Origin of the sequence: Rhodopseudomonas palustris, assembly GCF_003226555.1 — a bacterium.
Classification (GTDB): Bacteria; Pseudomonadota; Alphaproteobacteria; order Rhizobiales; family Xanthobacteraceae; genus Rhodopseudomonas; species Rhodopseudomonas palustris_I.
In genome coordinates this window covers 125,113-144,982 of sequence record NZ_QKQS01000006.1, presented here as the reverse complement: position 1 = coordinate 144,982, position 19,870 = coordinate 125,113, and the positions used below count along the sequence as shown (strand labels likewise).

13 protein-coding genes are annotated in these 19,870 nt (G+C 64.8%); 9 read left to right on the top strand and 4 right to left on the bottom strand.

The features are described from left to right. Positions 1-167 precede the first annotated feature (167 nt). Both DNX69_RS02635 and DNX69_RS02630 read right to left on the bottom strand, forming a co-directional pair. Positions 168-1,655, bottom strand: coding sequence for a UdgX family uracil-DNA binding protein (locus DNX69_RS02635; protein ID WP_110784467.1), 1,488 nt, complete (start codon positions 1,653-1,655; stop codon positions 168-170). Positions 1,656-1,804: 149 nt separating this feature from the next. Beyond that, complete coding sequence (locus DNX69_RS02630) at positions 1,805-3,043, bottom strand: putative DNA modification/repair radical SAM protein (protein ID WP_110784466.1); 1,239 nt, start codon at positions 3,041-3,043, stop codon at positions 1,805-1,807. Between the two features lie 168 nt (positions 3,044-3,211). On the opposite strand from DNX69_RS02630, the gene DNX69_RS02625 reads away from it, so the two are divergent. From DNX69_RS02625 to DNX69_RS02615, 3 genes are all read left to right on the top strand, one after another. Next, positions 3,212-3,997, top strand: coding sequence for an ImuA family protein (locus tag DNX69_RS02625; RefSeq protein ID WP_110784465.1), 786 nt, complete (start codon positions 3,212-3,214; stop codon positions 3,995-3,997). Further along, entirely contained in the window at positions 3,885-5,483 is a 1,599-nt protein-coding gene (locus DNX69_RS02620; protein WP_283809319.1) for a Y-family DNA polymerase, read from the top strand. The genes DNX69_RS02625 and DNX69_RS02620 overlap by 113 nt, the downstream gene beginning before the upstream one ends. A gap of 133 nt (positions 5,484-5,616) precedes the next feature. Continuing rightward, on the top strand, positions 5,617-9,126 hold the full coding sequence (locus DNX69_RS02615) for an error-prone DNA polymerase (protein ID WP_110784464.1): 3,510 nt from the start codon (positions 5,617-5,619) through the stop codon (positions 9,124-9,126). A gap of 36 nt (positions 9,127-9,162) precedes the next feature. Here DNX69_RS02615 and DNX69_RS26020 read toward each other — a convergent pair whose 3' ends face one another. Next, on the bottom strand, positions 9,163-10,098 hold the full coding sequence (locus tag DNX69_RS26020; RefSeq protein WP_133255962.1) for a hypothetical protein: 936 nt from the start codon (positions 10,096-10,098) through the stop codon (positions 9,163-9,165). A 630-nt stretch (positions 10,099-10,728) separates the two neighbouring features. Here DNX69_RS26020 and DNX69_RS02610 point away from each other — a divergent pair. The 3 genes from DNX69_RS02610 (at position 10,729) to DNX69_RS02600 (ending at position 14,965) form a co-directional block, all read left to right on the top strand. Beyond that, the gene (locus DNX69_RS02610; protein WP_110784463.1) at positions 10,729-11,160 is read left to right on the top strand and encodes a hypothetical protein; all 432 of its coding nucleotides are present in this window, start codon (positions 10,729-10,731) and stop codon (positions 11,158-11,160) included. A 293-nt stretch (positions 11,161-11,453) separates the two neighbouring features. After that, a complete protein-coding gene (locus DNX69_RS02605) occupies positions 11,454-13,475 on the top strand; it encodes a pentapeptide repeat-containing protein (protein ID WP_207803104.1) in 2,022 nt (673 codons plus the stop codon). Between the two features lie 824 nt (positions 13,476-14,299). Continuing rightward, positions 14,300-14,965 (top strand): class I SAM-dependent methyltransferase, encoded by a 666-nt coding sequence (locus tag DNX69_RS02600; protein WP_110784815.1) that lies wholly within the window; start codon positions 14,300-14,302, stop codon positions 14,963-14,965. A gap of 6 nt (positions 14,966-14,971) precedes the next feature. Here the strand turns inward: DNX69_RS02600 and DNX69_RS02595 are convergent, their stop codons facing one another. Beyond that, positions 14,972-15,925, bottom strand: a complete 954-nt coding sequence (locus DNX69_RS02595; RefSeq protein WP_110784461.1) for an NAD-dependent epimerase/dehydratase family protein — start codon at positions 15,923-15,925, stop codon at positions 14,972-14,974. An 80-nt stretch (positions 15,926-16,005) separates the two neighbouring features. Between DNX69_RS02595 and DNX69_RS02590 the strand changes: the two genes are divergently transcribed. The 3 genes from DNX69_RS02590 (at position 16,006) to DNX69_RS02580 (ending at position 19,859) form a co-directional block, all read left to right on the top strand. Beyond that, complete coding sequence (locus DNX69_RS02590) at positions 16,006-16,956, top strand: LysR family transcriptional regulator (protein WP_110784460.1); 951 nt, start codon at positions 16,006-16,008, stop codon at positions 16,954-16,956. A gap of 49 nt (positions 16,957-17,005) precedes the next feature. Beyond that, a complete protein-coding gene (locus DNX69_RS02585) occupies positions 17,006-18,403 on the top strand; it encodes a CoA transferase (RefSeq protein WP_110784459.1) in 1,398 nt (465 codons plus the stop codon). Between the two features lie 217 nt (positions 18,404-18,620). Further along, positions 18,621-19,859 (top strand): efflux RND transporter periplasmic adaptor subunit, encoded by a 1,239-nt coding sequence (locus DNX69_RS02580; protein ID WP_110784458.1) that lies wholly within the window; start codon positions 18,621-18,623, stop codon positions 19,857-19,859. The last annotated feature ends 11 nt before the right edge of the window (positions 19,860-19,870 follow it).

Below are 19,870 nucleotides of genomic sequence, written 5' to 3'. Positions count from 1 at the left end.
GTTGGCAGTGCAGCGAGGGTTAGCCGGTTCGGAACGGTTGCTCAACCCGCGCGAGTTGCGACGGTTACCGAATTCCGCGTCCATTCCGTCAAGTGGAAATAGATGCTGCCGGAGACGTGCGCCCGGCGCACCGACTCCGCGCCGCGTCATCGGCGCGTCACACGAGGCTACGCTGCATCCGCCTTGTTTAGATGCGCGGCGACGAGTTTCAGGTCGTCGACGAAGCGGGCGTATTCGCGCTCTTTGGCTTCGGCATCGGGCAGGCGCAGCAGATAAGACGGATGGACGGTGACCAGCACCTGCGGGCCGTCGTCGCGGTCGATCAGGCGGCCGCGGGTCTTGTTGATCGGGGTGACCTTGCCGACCACGCTCTGTGCCGCGGTGGCGCCCATCGCCACCACCAGAAGCGGCTGCACCGCGGCGAGTTCGCGCTCGTACCACTGCCGGCACGCCTTGATCTCAGGGGTGTTCGGCTTCTGGTGCAGGCGGATCTTGCCGCGCGGCACGAATTTGAAGTGCTTCACCGCGTTGGTGACGTAGGTCTTGTTGCGATCGACGCCGGCCTCCGCCAGCGCGCGGTCGAGCATCTGCCCGGCCGGGCCGACGAACGGCTTGCCGGCGAGGTCCTCTTTGTCGCCGGGCTGTTCGCCGACCAGCATGACGGTGGCGTGGGGCGGGCCTTCGCCGAACACCGTCTGGGTCGCGTCCTTCCACAGGTCACAGGCGCGGCAGTCCTTCGCTTCCTCGCGCAGATGCGCCAGCGTATCGGCCTTCGGCTTGGCTTTTGTCATCGGCGGCTCCTGTCGCTGCGGCTTCTTCGGCGCAGTCGCCTCGGCTGCGACCATCGCGTGCGCCTTGCGCTCGGCGTGATCGATTAGCGGCTTGATCAGTGCCGCTTCGGGCAGATTGCGCCAATATTTCTTCGGCATCTCCGCCTGCATCGCCTTGGTCTTCAGCCGCGCCGGATTGAAGATGCTGGCGTAATAGGTGAGCCAGGTTTGTTCGAGACGGTCCTCCGACGGCGCCATCGCCTTGGTGACGCCGGGCGTGATCGCGATGGCGTGGCCGTCCCAATGTGCGCAGACGTCCGGCGTCAGGATCGACCATTCCATATCGGCGAAGCGGCGGGCGAAGAACGGCGCAGCCAGCTCGACGATATGGTGCTCCGGCTCGAACCAGGCGACGTAGCGCGACTTCGGCTCGCGGCCGATCTCGCGGAAGCGGACGAAGGCGTGCATCTTGTGCTCGTCGCGCCGCACCGCCTTGGCCATTGCCGACAGCCGCATCACGTCCGGATCGGTCGCCACCTGCATCAATTCGGGATTGGCGCGCAGCCGCCATAATAGTTGATACAGATAGGCGAAACGCTGCGGATCGCGGTGTAGGATCGCGGTCTGCGCCAGCTCGACGAAGCGGGCGGGAACGTTGAAGGTCGGCGTGGGGGAAGGCGATTGGGTAGGGTGCGAGAACGGCGCAGCCGTTTCAGCGACGGACTTAGTATCCGGTGCCAGCCCCGCCGTGTCGAACAGCTCCGGCTCGTCGCCCGTCACGCTCCAACTGATATCCGCCGGCGCCACGTCCGCCAGCACCAGCTCCCGCGCCGCCTTGCGCCAGCCGCCAAAATCGGTGTCGCCGTCGAGCCGGATGCGGTGCATGTGCCTTTGGTTGTCCACTTGTTAGTTACGCACAGGTCGCGCTTGTAGCTAATCACCCATCTCCGTCATTGCGAGCGAAGCGAAGCAATCCAGCTCAGGGCAAAGTGCTGGATTGCTTCGTCGCTTCGCTCCTCGCAATGACGACACTCTCAAAACCCAAATCCCAGTTGCTGCGCCTTCGGCCGAAACCGCTCCGCCAGCCTTGCGCCGTCGAGCTGGTAAGCCGGCGGGCGGTGGTCGGGGAGAACGATGAACGGCAGCGCCTTGTTCCGTGGGATGTGGAGCTTGGCGAGATCTGTACTGCGGATCGCGCTGTGGCGGCGGGTGTCGATGATGCGGTCGACCGCCTTGCGGCCGAAGCCGGGGACGCGCAGCAATTCCTCGCGGCTGGCGCGATTGACGTCGAGCGGGAAGCGCTCGCGGTGGCGCAGCGCCCAGGCCAGTTTCGGATCCATCTCCAGCGACAGCATCCCGGCGGCCGGATCGATGATCTCGCCGGCCTCGAAGCCGTAGAACCGCATCAGCCAGTCGGCCTGATACAGCCGATGCTCGCGCACCAGCGGCGGCGCCTGCAAGGGCAAAGCGCGACTGGAATCCGGGATCGGGCTGAACGCCGAGTAGTACACCCGTTTCAGATTGTACGAGCCGTAGAGATTGGCGGATGTGTTCAGGATGGTCTGGTCGGTGGCGGCGTCGGCGCCGACGATCATCTGGGTGCTCTGGCCGGCCGGTGCGAAGCGCGGCGGCTTGGTCCGCGTCGGCGCTTTCTTCGCTTCGGTTGCTTCATCCAGTTTCAGCCGCAGCCGGCCCATGGTGCGGCGGATGGCGCGGACGTTCTTCTCCGGCGCCAACTGAGCGAGGCTGGTCTCCTCCGGCATCTCGATATTGATGCTGAGCCGGTCCGCATAGCGGCCGGCCTTGGCGATCAGCGCGTCGTCGGCTTCCGGAATCGTCTTCAGATGAATGTAGCCGCGGAACTGATGGTCTTCACGCAACCGCCGCGCCACCTCGACGATCTGCTCCATGGTGTAGTCGGCGCTGCGGATGATGCCCGAGGACAGGAACAGCCCCTCGATGTAGTTGCGGCGATAAAAGTCGAGCGTGAGCTGCACCACCTCACCCACGGTGAAGCGCGCGCGCGGCACGTTCGACGAGGCACGGTTGACGCAGTACAGGCAGTCATAGGCGCAGGCGTTGGTGAGCAGCACCTTGAGCAGCGAGATGCAGCGGCCGTCCGGCGCATAAGAATGACAGATGCCCATGCCGGGCGCGGTCGAGCCGAGCCCTTTGCCGTCCCGACTGTCGCGTTTCTCCGTCCCGCTGGAGGCGCAGGAGGCGTCGTATTTCGCCGCGTCCGCCAGGATGGCCAGCTTGCGCTGCACGTCCATGCTTGGAATCTCCTTGATTCGTCTCGCGAAAAAATTTGCCGCCAGACCTCGGTGCGATCCCGATTGACTCCGCCGGGGAGCAGGGATTTATTAGAACATATCATGAACAAATGAGCCGGCAACGGGTTCATCGAATCCGAAAAAACGGCAACGGAAAAGGAGCGGCGCATGGACAGCGCGCGCCTCGGCATGCTTGCGCGCCTACAGGGCGAGATCGACCGGCTCGAAAGCGGGACGGTGGAGACGCTGCGCCGCGTGCCGCTCGGCCATGACGACGTCGATGCGGTGCTGCACGGCGGCCTGATGCAGGGCGCGCTGCACGAAGTGTTCTGCGATGGCCACCAGGCCAGCGCTGCGACCGGCTTCGTCGCCGGCGTGGCGCAACTGCTCGCCGAACAGCGTTTCCTGCTGTGGATCCGTCAGGATTTTTCCGCGCGCGAGAACGGCGAACTGGCGATGGCGGGGCTGGCCGAACTCGGCTTCGACCCGCGCCGCCTGGTGATGGTGCGCGCCCATGATGCCGACAGCGCACTGCGCGCCGCCGCCGATGCGCTGGCCTGCAACGGGCTCGGCGCGGTGATTACCGAGCTGTGGGGCGAGACCCGCGCGTTCGATTCCGTCGCCTCGCGCAAACTGACATTGGCGGCGCAGCAGTCCGGCGTCACCGCCTTGATGCTGCGGATCGCCGCTGCGCCGCAGGCTTCGACCGCGGAAACCCGCTGGGTGGTGCGCGCGGCGCCTTCGCCGCCGATCGAAGGCTGGGGCGCTCCGGTGCTCGACACCTCGCTTGTTCGCAATCGTCGCGGCCCAACCGGCCGCTGGATCATGGAATGGAATTGTGATGCGTGCCGCTTCCGTGAACCGCAGGCGTATCCTCGGCCTTTGGCTGCCGAGGTTGTCGACCGACCGGTTCGAACGCCAGTCGCTGTCTCCGAGCAGCGCCTCGCCGGCTGAGGCCGCGCGCCCGCTCCGTGTGGTCGCCGCCAAGCGCGACAACGCGCTGGTGGTGGTGGCCTGCGACGCGCGTGCGAGTCGTGGCGGGGTGATGCCCGGGATGCCGCTCGCCACCGCGCGGGCGATGCACCCTGCGCTCGACGTGATCGATCACGATCCTTTCGCCGACGCCGTGCTGCTGAATGCGGTCGCCGATTGGTGCGATCGCTTCACGCCGCTGGTGGCGCTCGACGGCGCCGACGGGCTGCTGCTCGACATCACCGGCTGCGCGCATCTGTTCGGCGACGAGGCGAGGCTCCTCACCACGCTGACCGCGGCGCTGACGCGGCAGGGCTTTGCGGTCAGCGCCGCGATCGCCGGCACCGCGGTGGCGGCGCGGGCGTTGACCCGCGGCGGCTCCGGCCTGATCGTCGCTCCGGGCGAGGAGGCGCGGGCGGTGGCGCCGCTGCCGGTGGCGGCGCTCGGGGTCGATGATGCGATCGTCCGCGGCCTGCGCCGCGCCGGGCTCAAATCCGTCGGCGAGGTATTGGCGCGGCAGCCGTCCGAACTCGCCGCCAGGTTCGGCGAAGGCTTCGTCGCAGTGCTGCGTCAGGCGACCGGCGAAGACGACGCGCCGATCTCGCCGCGCAAGCCGGCGCCGGACTATGTGGTCGACAAGAATTTCCCCGAACCGGTCGCGACCCTCGAGGTCATTCTGCCGACGCTGCTGGCGCTGGCGCGGCTGCTGATCGCTGCGATGGAGCGGAGCGGCAAAGGCGCGCGGCAGCTCACCGCCAGCTTCTTCCGCAGCGACGGCGCGGTGCGCAGCATCAGCGTCGAGACCGGGCAGCCGGTGACGCGGGTCGAGGTGGTGCAGCGGCTGTTCGCCGAAAAGCTCGATGCGCTGAACGATCCGCTCGATCCCGGTTTCGGCTTCGATCTGATCCGGCTCGCCGCCAGCGTCAGCGTGGCCGTGACCGAGGCGCAGCGCGGTTTCGACACCACCGCGCATCAGGCCGAGGATGTCGCCTTGCTGGCCGACACGCTGGCGGCACGGCTCGGGGCCAAGCGGGTGGTGCGCTATCTGCCGCAGGATACGCATATCCCCGAGCGCGCCGCGCTGGCCGTGCCGGTGCAGCATTGTCCGCCGGAGCCGGGCGATGCGCCGTGGCCGGCGCGGGCCGACGAGCCGCCGCTGCGCCCCTTGCGGCTGCTGCAGCCGCCGGAGCCGATCGAGGTGCTGGCCGGCGTGCCGGACGGTCCGCCGGCGCAATTCACCTGGCGACGTGTTCTCCATCGCGTCGCCCGCGCCGAAGGACCGGAGCGGATCGCGATAGAGTGGTGGCGCGCCGCCGAGCCGGGGCTGACCCGCGATTACTTCCGGATCGAGGACGAAGCCGGCGCGCGGTTCTGGCTGTATCGCGACGGCCTGTACGGCAGCGAGGTGATGCCGGAAGTAGGCGGCAGCGGCCAGCCGCGCTGGTACATGCACGGGCTGTTTGCGTGAAAGGCGGCCATGCCTCTCCCCGTCATTGCGAGGAGCGAAGCGACGAAGCAATCCAGGGGCTCAGTGCACGGCGTTTCTGGATTGCTTCGCTTCGCTCGCAATGACGAACTAATTAACTTGAACCGAGACGCCCATGACCGCCCCGCGTTACGCCGAGATCGGCGTCACCACCAATTTCTCGTTTCTCGAAGGCGGATCGCATCCGCAGGACTATGTCCATGAAGCGAGCCGGCTCGGCCTCGACGCCATCGGCATCGCCGACCGCAACACGCTGGCCGGCGTGGTGCGCGCCTATGGCGAACTCGACAATGACGAGCTGATCCACAAGCCCAAGCTCTTGATCGGCACGCGGCTGTGTTTTGTCGACGGCACGCCCGACCTGCTCGCCTATCCGACCGACCGCGCCGCCTACGGCCGCCTCTGCCGCCTGCTCAGCGCCGGCAAGCTCCGCGCCGACAAGGGCGAATGCCATCTGACGTTCGCGGACCTGGAAGCGTTCGTCCACGAGGCTTCGATCCATCAACGACCACCTTCGTCATGGCCGGGCTTGACCCGGCCATCCACGCCCACAAGCAAGGCCGTGCTGGTGTCCGTGGATGCCCGGGTCAAGCCCGGGCATGACGGCGGAAAACGCAAGGCCGGTAGCTCCGACATTCTCCTCGTGCTGATGCCGCCGTATCGGTTTCAGTCAAAGAAAATAGCTGAAGCGCTCACGCGTCTGACCACGCTCACGCCCAACGTCTGGCTCGGCCTTTCGCCGTATTATCGCGGCGACGACAAGCGGCGGCTGGCGCGGCTGCGGCGGATCGCGGCGGCCGCACAGGCGCCGTGCATCGCCAGCAACGACGTGCTGTATCATCATGCTTCGCGGCGCGCGTTGCAGGACGTGCTGACCTGCGTGCGCGAAAAGACCACGATCGACAAGGCCGGGCGCAAACTGGAGAGCAATGCCGAGCGGCATCTGAAGCCCGCCGCCGAGATGGCGCGGCTGTTCCGTGCCGATCCGGACGCGATCGCCGAGACGCTCAGGTTCGCGGGTCGCATCAGCTTCACGCTGGACGAACTGAAATATCACTATCCCGACGAGCCGGTGCCGCCCGGCAAGACCGCGCAAGCGCATCTGAGGGACCTCACCGAGCAGGGCATCCAGCAATATTTCCCGCATGGCATCAGCGACAAGCTGAAGGCCACCATCGACAAGGAACTGGCGATCATCGAACGGCGCGATTACGCGCATTACTTCCTCACCGTGCACGACATCGTTCGCTACGCACGGTCGCAAGATATTCTGTGCCAGGGCCGCGGCTCGGCGGCGAATTCGGCCGTCTGCTACGTGCTCGGCATCACCTGCGTCGACCCGACCGAGATCGACCTGTTGTTCGAACGCTTCGTTTCCGAGGAACGCGACGAGCCGCCGGACATCGACGTCGATTTCGAGCATTTGCGCCGCGAAGAGGTGATGCAATACATCTATCGCCGCTACGGTCGGCATCGCGCCGCGATCGTCGCCACCGTGATCCATTATCGGCCGCGCTCGGCGATCCGCGACGTCGGCAAGGCGCTGGGCCTGTCCGAAGACGTCACCGCGGCGCTCGCCGATACGGTGTGGGGAAGCTGGGGCAAGGGCCTCAATGAGATGCAGGTGCGGCAGGCCGGGCTCGATCCGCACAACCCGATGATCGGCCGCGCCGTCGAGCTCGCCACCGAGCTGATCGGCTTTCCGCGGCATCTGTCGCAGCATGTCGGCGGCTACGTGCTGACGCAGGACCGGCTCGACAGCTACGTGCCGATCGGCAACGCCGCGATGGACAATCGCACCTTCATCGAGTGGGACAAGGACGACATCGACGCGGTCAAGATGATGAAGGTCGACGTGCTGGCGCTCGGCATGCTGACCTGCATCCGCAAAGGCTTCGATCTGATCGCGCAGCACAAGGGTGTGCGGTTTCAGCTCTCCGACATCAAGTCGAAGGACGACAACGCCGTCTACAAGATGCTCCAGCGCGGCGAGTCGATCGGCGTGTTCCAGGTCGAGAGCCGGGCGCAGATGAACATGCTGCCGCGGCTGAAGCCGCGCTGCTTCTACGACCTCGTCATCGAAGTCGCGATCGTGCGGCCGGGGCCGATCCAGGGCGACATGGTGCATCCTTACTTAAGGCGGCGGAACGGCCAGGAGCCGGTGGTGTATCCATCGCCGTCCGGCGAGGCCGACAAGGATGAACTGCGTCAGATCCTCGGCAAGACGCTCGGCGTGCCGCTGTTCCAGGAGCAGGCGATGCGGATCGCGATCGAGGCGGCGCATTTCACGCCCGACGAGGCCAATCAGCTCCGCCGCGCGATGGCGACGTTCCGCAATGTCGGCACCATCGGCAAGTTCGAAGCCAAGATGGTCGGCAATCTGATGGCGCGCGGCTACGACGCCACCTTCGCCAAGAACTGCTTCGAGCAGATCAAGGGCTTCGGTTCCTACGGCTTTCCGGAGAGCCATGCGGCCAGCTTCGCCAAGCTGGTCTATGTCTCGGCGTGGATGAAGTGCGAGCATCCCGACGCGTTCTGCTGCGCGCTGCTGAATTCGCAGCCGATGGGGTTCTACGCGCCGGCGCAGATCGTCGGCGATGCGCGAAGTAACAATGTCGAGGTGCGGCCGGTCGACGTGTCGTTCAGCGAGGGCCAATGCACGCTGGAGGAGCGCTGCGGCAAACATCATGCGGTGCGTCTCGGCTTCCGCATGATCGACGGCTTCCGCTGGGCCGATCCGGACGAGGAGCGGGTGCGTCTCGCCGCCGGCGAGCTGCAGTCCGACGATTGGGCGGCGCGCATCGTCGCGGCGCGGGCGAGGGGGCCGTTCACCTCGCTCGAGCAATTCGCGCGGATCACAGGCTTGCCGAAGCGCGCGCTGATCCTGCTGGCTGATGCCGACGCGTTCCGCTCGCTCGGGCTCGATCGCCGCGCCGCGCTGTGGGCGGTGCGACGCCTGCCCGACGACGTGCCGCTGCCGCTGTTCGAAGCGGCGAGCGCGCGCGAGCAGCAGGACGAGCACGCCGCGCCGCTGCCTTTGATGCCGATGGCCGAGCACGTCGTCGCCGATTATCAGACCGTGCGGCTGTCGCTGAAGGGCCATCCGCTGGAATTCTTGCGCGCGCTGTTTGCGGCCGAGCGGGTGGTGACCTGCCGCGAGGTGTCGGACACGCGGCGCAACGGCCGGCGCGTGCGCTGCGCCGGCGTGGTGCTGGTGCGGCAGCGGCCGGGCAGCGCCAATGGCGTGATCTTCATGACCATCGAAGACGAGACCGGCATCGCCAACATCGTGGTGTGGCCGGCCATCATGGAGAAGTTTCGCAAGGAAGTGATGGGCGCCCGGCTGATCCTGGTCGAAGGCAAGATCCAAGCGAGCCCGGAAGGCGTGGTGCATCTGGTCGCCGAGCGGCTGATCGACCGCAGCCACGAGATGGCGCGGTTGTCCGAAGGCCTCGCCCGCCCGGCGCTGCCGGACGGCGTCGATCTCTACGAGCAACTGACCTCCGAGAAGCGCGGCTATGAAGCCCTCAACGGCGACCGCCGCGACACCCCCGACGCCCCCGCCCAACGCCATCGCCACCCCCGCGACGTCCGCATCCTGCCGCCGTCGCGGGATTTTCATTGAGGGGAGCACAGTGCCGCTTATGACCCGGAGCAGAACTTATCGGCCGTCAGCAGGCGTGATTTGGGTTATTCGAGTTTGAACGTCTCTTACGAAGAAGGCCCACCCAAATTCCGACTTCATCCGCAGGTCTTTTGCAACTGTTTGTACACTCGAACCGATCGATATGGGATTGATTGGGATTGGTAGGGGAATGTTACCAAGGACTCCTAAAAGAACATTTCGCCCAACTTTGGGCCGGCAATAGTCTGCGAGACGCTCAAGTGCATCACGGTACTCGTCCATAATCCGACTAGATCTACCGGCGTTTGATAGCTGAAAGAATTTGGTCCGAAAGGCCTTGAGGTAATCAGACTGCCTCAGCTCCGCCACGTCATCCCAGGACAAGCCGTTGAATCCGGGTATTTCTACGTCGGTCCAGATTGGGCCTTGCAGCTGATCTCCTACCGCAATGTGTCTTAAGATATCTTCGCTCGCAGTATCGCCCAGGAAGGATGCCCGAGGAAAAAACTGCCTCCAATATAATATATCGCTCATGATATAGCCGCCGTATTTGTAGGCTTCATAGCCTGCCGGACCTGAATCCTCTGCAAGACTTGTCTGATAAAGTCTCTCGACGACGGCTCTAGTCGCATTCTTCAGTGAATCCGGGGCAGAGTCCCAGGGCCATTTCGAACGATCTTGATCTGGGAACGTGTGATCGAAGTCGCCGTAGATGCTGAAAAAGGGGGCTTGCCCAACAGTGCTTTCCCAGCAATTTGACAACCTACGCTTATTCCCCTCGTTGACGGCTTCATTTCGACCATCTGCAGATGGAAATGAGGTGACATAGTCGGGCAATGACTCCTCATTCGTGTTGACGAAGAGGAGTTTGTCAAAGAGCAGGGTGCCAGCCTTGAGTCGTGCCGGCGTGAGTGCGTCCGGTTGCCAAATGGCGTTGTGAGAGACCAGCGCAACTCTTGATTCGTCAGACATTCTATCACCCTCCCTCCTACTCGGTCCTCCAAATTACCACTTCTGCGGGAGGTTCAGTAGGTCTGTTTATGGCCCGGTGCGGAGGTCTGGTGCCGGGGCCGCCGGTTGTAGAGGGCATCCTGATCCGCCAGTTCAGCCCCACTATTTCAAAGTTCTCCGCGCTTGCGGGGCTCAAGGGGTGGTAGTTACTTAACCACGGCTGCGACACCGCGGCGGTTTTGGTCGCCGGCGGCGTGCACGCAACTGCCGATGTCCGGCGTTCTCAACGCTCGCTTAGCTGATACTTCCGGGAAAAACTTGCCGCGCGAGGCAGCTCGCGCTCCTCCTGCCTCTGGACGTCAAGAGCTGGTCGACCGCACGAGCTTGTCAAAGAAGCGAAATTCGGGGAAGGTTGCGTCCGAGTTGCGACTTCCGAATGTAGGACTGGGCGCCGACGACCTCAAGAGAATCGATGGAGTGTGGCGGTTGCTGACTCAAAATGCGTATTATCAGCTCTCGCCTCTCGATTGTTCAAATCACGGCAGAATTCGTTATGAGGGAAACCAAGCAGAGAAGAGCTTTCAAGTGGCTTTCGCAATCGCACGATGCAGTCCGCTGAGGACACGTTCTCTGAGATCTGGGACCGCCGCGATGATCAGCGGAGTTATCTTCCTGATTTCGCTCAGCAACGTGGCCGCCCAGAATGCGAGCTCCGGTGCACAAACGGTGCTGACCCAAGCAACGTCTCAGATCCAGAACATGGTCATTTCGATGAGCCAGGGGTGCTCAGGTGGCGCGCACGGAGTACCTCCAGTTAACTGGGCACAGTTGCAGGGCCACGGTGACGCAGCGGTGAATGCGCTCGCCGCTGCCAGAGTGGCTTTGTCACAAGGTCAAACCAAAGACGCGCTGCAACAAATTGATATTGCTCAGGGTGAATTGGACGCATTGCTCAACGGTGCGCACGGCAATTGTGCCGGTGGCGCACATGGGGAAGATCCCGTTGGAATGAGCGGGTATCTGGCTACTAGGGCCGTCGTGCGTGGACGACTAGACGATGTGAAGATCTTTTTGGGAGGCTAGGTCAGGCTCCTAGCAAGGCACGTACGGGACGTTCCGCGATCGAAAATCGGACTACTCCCGTTGTGACTTTGCCACAATGCGCTTGACGCCTTTAAACTTGGTTGACGCTCTAACCCTGGCTGAAGGTCAGGCAGCCATATTATTGGGAGCCGAATGTCATGAGAGGGGACGGCGCGAATCCCACTGCAGGACAGTTAGGCCGAGCCTTGAGGGAGCCGGTGTCCAGTTGCCGGTCCAACATCCTGTTTTCGAACCTCGTGAAATGGCTCTCCCATCGGCAAGAGGGGGAGGTCGTGGGCGGCGAGCATAGCGACGACAAAGGCACGCCCGAATTGCCGGATTTTGCTAAAAAGGCCGATGACCTCGAGGCGATAAAGAAGGCGGTCGACGATGCATCGTCCGTAGGTGGCGGCCTCTGGCTATCCTACCTGTTCGTCCTCTTCTATCTCGCGGTCGCGGCGGGAGCGGTGACTCACAAGGACCTTTTCTTTGAAAAGGCTGTCAAGCTGCCATTTCTCGGGATCGAGCTGCCGTTACTTGCGTTCTTCTTCTTGGCGCCAATACTGTTCGTGATTGTGCATACGTACACGCTCGTGCATCTCGTCATGTTGACGGACAAGGCGAAGCGCTATCATCAAGCGCTTTACGCTCAAATCGAGGACGCGAACGAGTCGGAGTCCGAGCGGCGCACAGCAACGCGCGACAAGCTTAGGCGGCAGCTGCCGAGCAACATTTTTATCCAATTCCTCGCTGGCCCGTCCGACTTGCGTGAAAGTGCATTTGGATCGCTCCTACGAGTGATAGCTTGGATCACGCTCGTCGTAGCCCCTGTGCTTCTGCTTCTAACTATCCAGATTCAGTTCCTGCCTTATCACAGTAGCGGCGTCGTGTGGACACAGCGAATCGCGCTGCTGTTGGACCTCGCGCTCGTTTGGTGGCTGTGGCGAAAAATCCTCTCAGGTGGCGAGAACGATGCGACCGCGACGAGGGCATCATCGATCGCGGTTGGGCTAGGGCTGCTTACCAGTTCCCTTGCCATTGCGTTCTCGTGCGCGATTGCAACCTTTCCCGGCGAGTGGCAAGAAGAAACATGGACCAGACCGACGTGGGCAGTTGCAGTACATGATGCGCTGTTCAGCGCCGAACCCAACCTAGTCACTCACCGCCGATTCCCTTTCTCAAACACGCTCGTCCTGCCGAGCCTCAACGTCTACGAAGACCTCGGAATCGACGATCCCGGGAAGGCGAAGTGGCGGGACTTCGTTTTCCGCTCCGGCGAGCGCGATCTGAGGGGAGCGATATTCACGTTCGCCAGTTTGCCAAAGGTCGATTTCACCGGTGCCGACCTTCGGGGCGCCCGACTTCTTTACGCGCAACTTCAGGGCGCGTCGCTCCAGAGGGCGAACCTTCAAGGAGCGTCGCTCGACTTGGCGCAGCTCCAGGGGGGAAACCTCTCGGGCGCGCAACTTCAGGGGGCGTCGCTCGACGGGGCGTACCTTCAAGGGGCAGACCTCTCTGCTGCGGCAAACCTATCTGGTGCGCAACTTCAGGGCGCTTCGTTGAAGGGGGCTCATCTTCAGGGGGCAAAGCTCTCCGGTGCACAACTTCAGGGGGCGTCGCTCGACGGAGCGTCCCTTCAGGCAGCGTTGCTCGACTCGGCGCCGCTTCTTGGGGTGTCTTTCTCAAGCGCGACTTTAAGAGGGACCGATCTCGGTGGCTCCTATCTCTGGCGGAGCAACCAAGCAGGGATACCCGCGGTGCTTTCGGCGATCCGGGTGGTGGAGGATGGCAACACTTGGAGTCCGCGACAGCGGGACCCGATGGGGCAAGTTCGAGCATGGGATGACAAGGACTACCAGAAGCTACGTTCAAGCCTGCAATTGCTCCTGTCTGGCCCCTCGCGCGAGGCAGCACTGAAAAGGATTGAGGTCCTCAACTGCTCAGGTTCTGACAAGAGGCTCCAGTCTTGCGACCCCTCCTTGGCCCCACCCGTCGAAGCCGCCGAGTGGAAAAACGCTGTTATGAAGAACAGTGTTGGCGTTCAGGCCTATCGAGCCGCGCTTGCGGAATCATTGAGAGCGCTTTTTTGCCCGGGAGACGAAAACGAGGTACTTGTCATACGCGCCATCGCTAAATTTGGCCAGCTTCAGCGAGCTGGTCCTGCCGCGCGCGCTTTAATTGCAGAGCTTTTAAACAAGAACAGCGCCGACTGCCCTGTCGCCGCGTCGCTGACCGACGCGGATCGGTCGACGCTTCTCAGCATCAAACAGGAAATTGAGTCGGCCGAAGTGCCAAGTCTAGCAAATCCGCGCTAGAATGACGCGCGAGATCTGTCGGAGGGCAAGACGCGGACGAAATGGAGAAAATCACACCTGAATATGAACCTGCTCTCATTAATAGGCTGCGCGCGAGAATGCGCCTGTTTCGTTGTTGATGCTCGAGAAGACCGCGTACGCCTCAGCACGCCGCAAGCGGTAGTCCACTTCTGGCCCAATGCAGACATGGGTCGGAGTTCATCTTCGCCCACAAACACCAAGCCTTCATGTCCTTCTCGTCTTGATAATAATCCTATCATGACGATGTTTCTCTCTGTGCTGTCCAACGGGCGCGCATCGGGAGGCGTCTTGGTGTGGGGCAAATCGATCGGCAGTGACCGGCCGGGCGAATTTGTCGGAGCCAGCAACGGTTGGCGAGGCCGGAGCAACGCGGCGTCCCGCGCGACCGGTTTCGGAAGCCCGTGTCCAGGAGGTATCGGGTCTCGGTCCGGGGCACCTACGAGGCTCTGCGATGTGTGAGTTCGCCAGACGCGCGCCGGGTGAAGGCGGGGGAAGGCCCGCCGGATCAAGCGGTGCGGAGCGCATCGCGCCCGTTTCCGGAACGACGGCTCTGGTCGCCAAAACTATCGTCGGTGACGCGCGGGGAGACAGCACAAGGTGCTTTCGTTCGCCGCAGAGCGGATAATCGATCACAGAACAACGGCGACCGCCGCGACACGCCCGACGCCCCCGCTCAACGCCATCGCCACCCCCGCGACGTCCGCATCCGGCCGCCGTCGCGGAATTTTCATTGACGAGGCCGTCTCGCCGATGTGACCCCGACCGACATTCAAGACATCGATTTATTCCGCTACAATATCCTCATGAATGCATTCTCCGATCCTCAAGCTGTCGCCCGCTACGCTGAAAATCCGCCGCGTATGGTGCCGGGCTTTGCCGACATGCAGCGCATGGCGATGCTCCTTCTTACGGAACGCGCTCCGCCCAACGCCCAGGTGCTTGTTCTCGGCGCCGGTGGTGGACTCGAACTCAAAGTCTTTGCCGATGCTCAGCCCGAGTGGTCGTTCGTCGGCGTCGATCCCGCCGCCGCAATGCTCGACCTTGCGCGGATCACCGTCGGTGACCACGGCAGCCGCATCCACTTTCACGAGGGCTACATCGACAGCGCGCCAAACGGTCCGTTCGATGGCGCGACCTGCATTCTGACCCTGCATTTCATCGACCGTCAGGAGCGGCTGCGCACCCTCGAGGACGTGCGGCGTCGCCTCAAGCCGGGTGCCCCCTTCGTCACCGCGCATTACAGCATCCCCGACGGCGAGCTCGACTTGTGGCTGTCCCGCTACGCAGCCTTCTCGATCTCGTCGGGCATCGACCCCGTCCAGGCCAATGCCGCACGCATCGGCATCGCCGAGCGTCTGCCGATCCTCTCTCCGCAGGACGACGAACAGTTGTTGCGCGAGGCAGGCTTCAGCGGGGTCAGCCTGTTCTACGCTGGCTTCGCGTTTCGCGGCTGGGTGGCTTACGCGTGATGGCGATCACGCCGCCAGTGCGGCGGCCCGTTCGCGGAACGACAACGCGGTCGCCGCGGCGCCGATCTCGAACGGCGTGACGTCCGACCAGAACCGGCTGGTGAATTTCCGCGCATCGACCCGATACGGACGGTCCCACAGGAATCGCATCTCGCTCATCTCCCGCAGCATCGGCGACACCGTGCCGATCGCCGGCAGCAGCCATTGCGGCAGTGACGAAATACGCACGGATGTGCCGAGCGCCCGGGCGCCGAGTTCGAGGATCTGCCGCGGGGTGCGGATCGGCGCGCTCGGCATGTGCCAGGCCTGACCGAAGGCGTCGTCCGGGGCATCGAGCAGGGTCGCGACCGCGCGCGCGATATCCGGCACGTAGGCGAAGTCGTGCGGCGTGTCCGGCGGCGCGATCAGCATCGCGCGCTTGCCCTTGGCGAGTGCGCCGAACGCGAGATCGCCGAGATGCGACAGTCCGACGCCCGGCCCGTAGAAGTCCGGCGCCCGCAGCGCTGCGACGCGCACCTGGCCGGCGGCGCTCGCCGCCGTCCACAGCCGTGTGATGGCGGCGCGCACCGCGGGTTTCACGCCGGCATCGGTCAGCGGCATGTCCTCGCGCAGCGGCGCGTGCTGCGGGCCGTACATATACAGGTTGTCGACGAACACCATCCGCGCATTCGCCGCAGCGGCGGCCGCGAGCAGGTTCTGCATCGCCGCTGGCCACGCGGTGCGCCACACCTCACTGAGATAGGGAAAGCCGATCGCGACGACGATCTGCCTGGCGTCCGCGACGGCAGCGGCGACCGAACTCGGATCGAGGACGTCACAGGCTTGATACACCGCGCGGCGCGGAAGATCGGCGGGCCGGGATCGTTGCGCCACCCGCACCGTGTCTCCCCGGGCCGTGAGCAATTCGGTGGTGGCGCGGCCGACCGGACCGTAGCCGAGAACGACGATCTCCGGCGTCATGGTCAACTCCTTTCAAAGTCGATGACGGCAGACTAAGCGTTGTCTTTGCATATCAAAAATGCATTGTTTATATCATCATCATGCACGAGGTGAATTTAGCCGGGCTCGACCTCAATCTGCTGCCGCCGCTCGAGGCGCTGCTGCGCCGGCGCAACGTCACCCACGCGGCGCAGGACGTCGGCCTGAGCCAGCCGGCGATGAGCCGCGCACTGTCGCGCTTGCGTAGTCTGCTCGCCGATCCGCTGCTGGTCCGCGGTCATCACGGCTTGGTGCTGACGCCGAAGGCGCAAGCCTTGGTGCCGCTCCTGAGCGTCGCCGTCGCCGACCTCAAGGACCTGTTTCGCGAACGCCGGTTCGACCCGGCCACCGAACAACGCACCATCCGCATCGCGGCGTCCGACAATCAGACCGTGCTGCTGGCGCCGCCGTTGATGGCGCGGCTGGCTCGCGAGGCGCCCGGCATCGATCTGCGCTTCGAGCCCTACCGCGCGGATCTGCGCGAGCGCATGGAGAGCGGCGCGCTGGATTTCGCCTTCGCGCTGGCCACCACCGATCTGCCGCCCGGCGCGGTGAGCATGCCGATCGCCGACGACCGCCTCGCGCTGGTGATGCGGCGCGGCCATCCGAAAGCGAGCCGCACTTGGCGGATCGGCGACTACGCCGACGTCGACCATGTCGGCATCGCGCTGCTCGACGATGGTCGTTCGGAACTCGACGGCATCCTGGCGGCCGCAGGCGTGAGCCGCCGGGTCGCGCTGGTCACGCCGCATTTCACCGCGGCGCTGGCAGCCGTCGCCGCGACCGACATGGTGACGACGATCTCCCGCGCGTTGGCGAGCCGCTTTGCCGGCGCCTTCGATCTGATCGTCAAGCCGCCGCCGTTCACCAAGATCGAGTTGCCGATGACGCTGGTGTGGTCGCATCTGCGCAATGCTGATCCGCTGCTGGTCTGGTTTCGCGGCCTCTTGCGCGAGGTCGCCGGACCGGCCTATGCGGAGCGTCGTCAACGCGCGGCGCGCCGACCGACTTAGCCGCGCGCCGTCACCAAGGCGGCTCCGATGGGAGCCGGGAGGAAGCCGCATGCAATCTCCCCGCGACCTGCTCACCGATCTGTGGACCTCCGTCGGCGGCGATGCTGCCGCGCTGGAGCGCGTGACGCTCACCGGCGACGAGCCGCAACTGCCGTCGTCGTTCCGGGTCGATGCGGCGGCGCAGGTGGCGATCGCGGCGAGCGGCCTCGCGGCCGCGCAGATCTGGGCGATGCGGAGCGGGCAGGCGCAGGATGTCAGCGTCGACATCCGCGCCGCCGCGATCGAGTGCCGCTCCGAGCGTTACTTGCGCCGCAACGACGAGCCGCCGCCGCCCGCTTGGGATCCGCTTGCCGGCGTGTATCAGGTGAAGGACGGCCGCTATGTCCGGCTGCACACCAACTTTCCGCATCATCGCGATGCCGTCTGCAGGGTGCTGGCCTGCGAGCCGACCCGCGAGAAGGTAGCAGCGGCGCTGCTGCAGTGGGACGGCGCGGCGTTCGAGACCGCGGCTTATGCGGCCGGCGGCGTGGTGGCGCTGATGCGATCGCGCGAGGAATGGCAGGCGCTGCCGCAGGCCGCCGCGCTCGATGCGCTGCCGCTGGTGGAGATCAGCAAGATCGGCGAGGCGGCGCCGAAGCCGTGGCCGGAAGGCGGCCGGCCGCTCGCCGGCCTGCGGGTGCTCGATCTGTCGCGCATCATCGCCGGACCGGTTGCGGGGCGGACGCTGGCGGCGCACGGCGCCGACGTGATGCTGGTCTCGAGTCCGAAGCTGCCGTCGATCCCGTGGCTCGTGATCGACACCGGCCGTGGCAAGCTGTCGAGCTTCGCCGATCTCACCACGCCAGAGGGCCACGCCGCCTTGCGTGACTTGCTGAGCGAAGCCGACATCTTCAGCCAGGGCTATCGCCCGCACTCGCTGGCGGCGCTCGGCTTCTCGCCGGAGCAGGCTGCCGCAATCAATCCGGGCATCGTTTACGTCTCACTATCCGCCTACGGACGCGCCGGCCCTTGGGCGGAGCGGCGCGGTTTCGACTCCCTGGTGCAATGCGCCACCGGCTTCAACCATGCCGAAGGGCAGGCGGCCGGCGTCACGGGGCCGAAGGAATTGCCGATGCAGATCCTCGACCACGCCACCGGCTATCTGATGGCGTTCGGCGCGATGGTTGCCAAAGCACGCCAGGCGCGTGAGGGCGGCAGTTGGCACGTCCAGGTGTCGCTGGCGCGCACCGGCAAATGGCTGTGGGAGATGGGACGGCTGCCGCACGGTCTGGCCACGCCCGAGATCAGCCCGGAGGCGGCGGCGCCGTATCTCGAATCCGTCGAATCCGGCTTCGGCACACTGCGGGCGGTCCGGCATTCTGCTGTGCTGAGTGCGACGCCGGCCGCCTGGGCCCGCCCGGCGGTGGCGCTCGGGACCGACCCGGCCGCCTGGCCGGCCCGCGGCTGAGCGATAAGGCCTCGCTGGTCCCGCGGTTAATGTGCCGTTCAGGCTGGGAGCCGTAAGGCTCGCCCCAAGGGCGCGCGCCTCGGCCGGCGGCTGACGCGTAGGTGTCATTGATCGGTGCTAAGCGCATTTTGCCGTTTTCACTTTGCGCTGGCCACGATTCGGGCACTATCAGCCGTCAGGGAGGCAACGCGGCGATCAAGCCGGGGTCAGGGCAGGCATGCGCGAACAATTTCTCCAATCTGTGAATCTTCGCAGCAAATGGCTGATCGCGGCCGCTTGCGTCGCCGCGGCTGCCGCGATCGGTGGCTACGAGCTGTATCAGGTCAAACAGGCCGATCCCGGTCACACCGAGATTTCCAGCCAGTCGCGGCGCAGCGCCGATCGCTACACGCCGACGCCGGCCGAATGGGCCAGCCTGACGATCGAGCCGGTCAGCGACCGCAGCTTCCGCGCCGAGCACGTCACCGAAGGCAAGATCGCGATCGACGAGGACCGCGCCACCCCGGTGTTCTCGCCCTATGCGGGCCGGGTGACCAAGCTGTTGGCGCGGCCCGGCGACCACGTCACCAAGGGCCAGCCGCTGTTCACCATCGAGGCGCCGGACACGGTGCAGGCGCAGAACGATTTCATCACCGCCTCGACCGCGCTCAACAAGGCCAAGTCGCAGCTCGAACTGGCGCAGCTCCAGGACAAGCGCGCCCGCGATCTGTTCGAGGGCAAGGCGGTGCCGCTGAAGGATTATCAGCAGGCCCAGGCGGCGCTGATCACCGCCCAGAACGACTTCCAGTCCGCCACCACCGCGCTCGAAGCCGCGCGCAATCGGCTGCGGATCGTCGGCCTCAGCGAGGCCGCGATCTCGGCGTTCCAGGACAAGGGCAAGATCAATCCCGAGACCACCATCGTGGCGCCGATCGCCGGCACCGTGGTGCAGCGCAAGGTCGGCCCGGGCCAATACGTCAACGCCGGCGCCAGCGATCCGGTCTACATGATCGGTGATCTGTCGACGGTGTGGCTCACCGCCTTCGTGCGCGAGAGCGAAGCCGCCGATGTCGAAGAAGGCCAGGACGTCAGCTTCAAGGTGCTGGCGCTGCCCGGCCGCACCCTGACCGGACGGATCGACTACGTCGCCGCCGCGATCGACCCGACCAGCCGAAGGCTGACGGTGCGGGCCACTATCGACAATCCCGGCGGTCTGCTGAAGCCGGAGATGTTCGCCAACGTCACGATCTACTCGCCGTCCGACCATCCGGCGGTCGGCGTGCCGCGGCAGGCGCTGATCTATGAAGGCGATCAGGTGCGGGTGTGGGTCGCCCATGACGACCGCTCGATCGAGCTGCGCACGGTCAAGCCCGGCCTGTCGGCCGGTGATCTTGTCGAAGTCATCGGCAATCTGCGGCCGGGCGAGAAGGTCGTCACCAAGGGCAGCCTGTTCATCGACCGCGCCGCGACCGGGTAAGTCACGCTCCC

What these genes read in the sequence shown, in the direction of transcription:
- DNX69_RS02635 (WP_110784467.1), bottom strand. Translation starts at nt 1,655, where the DNA reads ATGCACCGCATCCGGCTCGACGGCGACACCGATTTTGGCGGCTGGCGC.
- DNX69_RS02630 (WP_110784466.1), bottom strand. Translation starts at nt 3,043, where the DNA reads ATGGACGTGCAGCGCAAGCTGGCCATCCTGGCGGACGCGGCGAAATAC.
- DNX69_RS02625 (WP_110784465.1), top strand. Translation starts at nt 3,212, where the DNA reads ATGGACAGCGCGCGCCTCGGCATGCTTGCGCGCCTACAGGGCGAGATC.
- DNX69_RS02620 (WP_283809319.1), top strand. Translation starts at nt 3,885, where the DNA reads ATGCGTGCCGCTTCCGTGAACCGCAGGCGTATCCTCGGCCTTTGGCTG.
- DNX69_RS02615 (WP_110784464.1), top strand. Translation starts at nt 5,617, where the DNA reads ATGACCGCCCCGCGTTACGCCGAGATCGGCGTCACCACCAATTTCTCG.
- DNX69_RS26020 (WP_133255962.1), bottom strand. Translation starts at nt 10,098, where the DNA reads ATGTCTGACGAATCAAGAGTTGCGCTGGTCTCTCACAACGCCATTTGG.
- DNX69_RS02610 (WP_110784463.1), top strand. Translation starts at nt 10,729, where the DNA reads ATGATCAGCGGAGTTATCTTCCTGATTTCGCTCAGCAACGTGGCCGCC.
- DNX69_RS02600 (WP_110784815.1), top strand. Translation starts at nt 14,300, where the DNA reads ATGAATGCATTCTCCGATCCTCAAGCTGTCGCCCGCTACGCTGAAAAT.
- DNX69_RS02595 (WP_110784461.1), bottom strand. Translation starts at nt 15,925, where the DNA reads ATGACGCCGGAGATCGTCGTTCTCGGCTACGGTCCGGTCGGCCGCGCC.
- DNX69_RS02590 (WP_110784460.1), top strand. Translation starts at nt 16,006, where the DNA reads ATGCACGAGGTGAATTTAGCCGGGCTCGACCTCAATCTGCTGCCGCCG.
- DNX69_RS02585 (WP_110784459.1), top strand. Translation starts at nt 17,006, where the DNA reads ATGCAATCTCCCCGCGACCTGCTCACCGATCTGTGGACCTCCGTCGGC.
- DNX69_RS02580 (WP_110784458.1), top strand. Translation starts at nt 18,621, where the DNA reads ATGCGCGAACAATTTCTCCAATCTGTGAATCTTCGCAGCAAATGGCTG.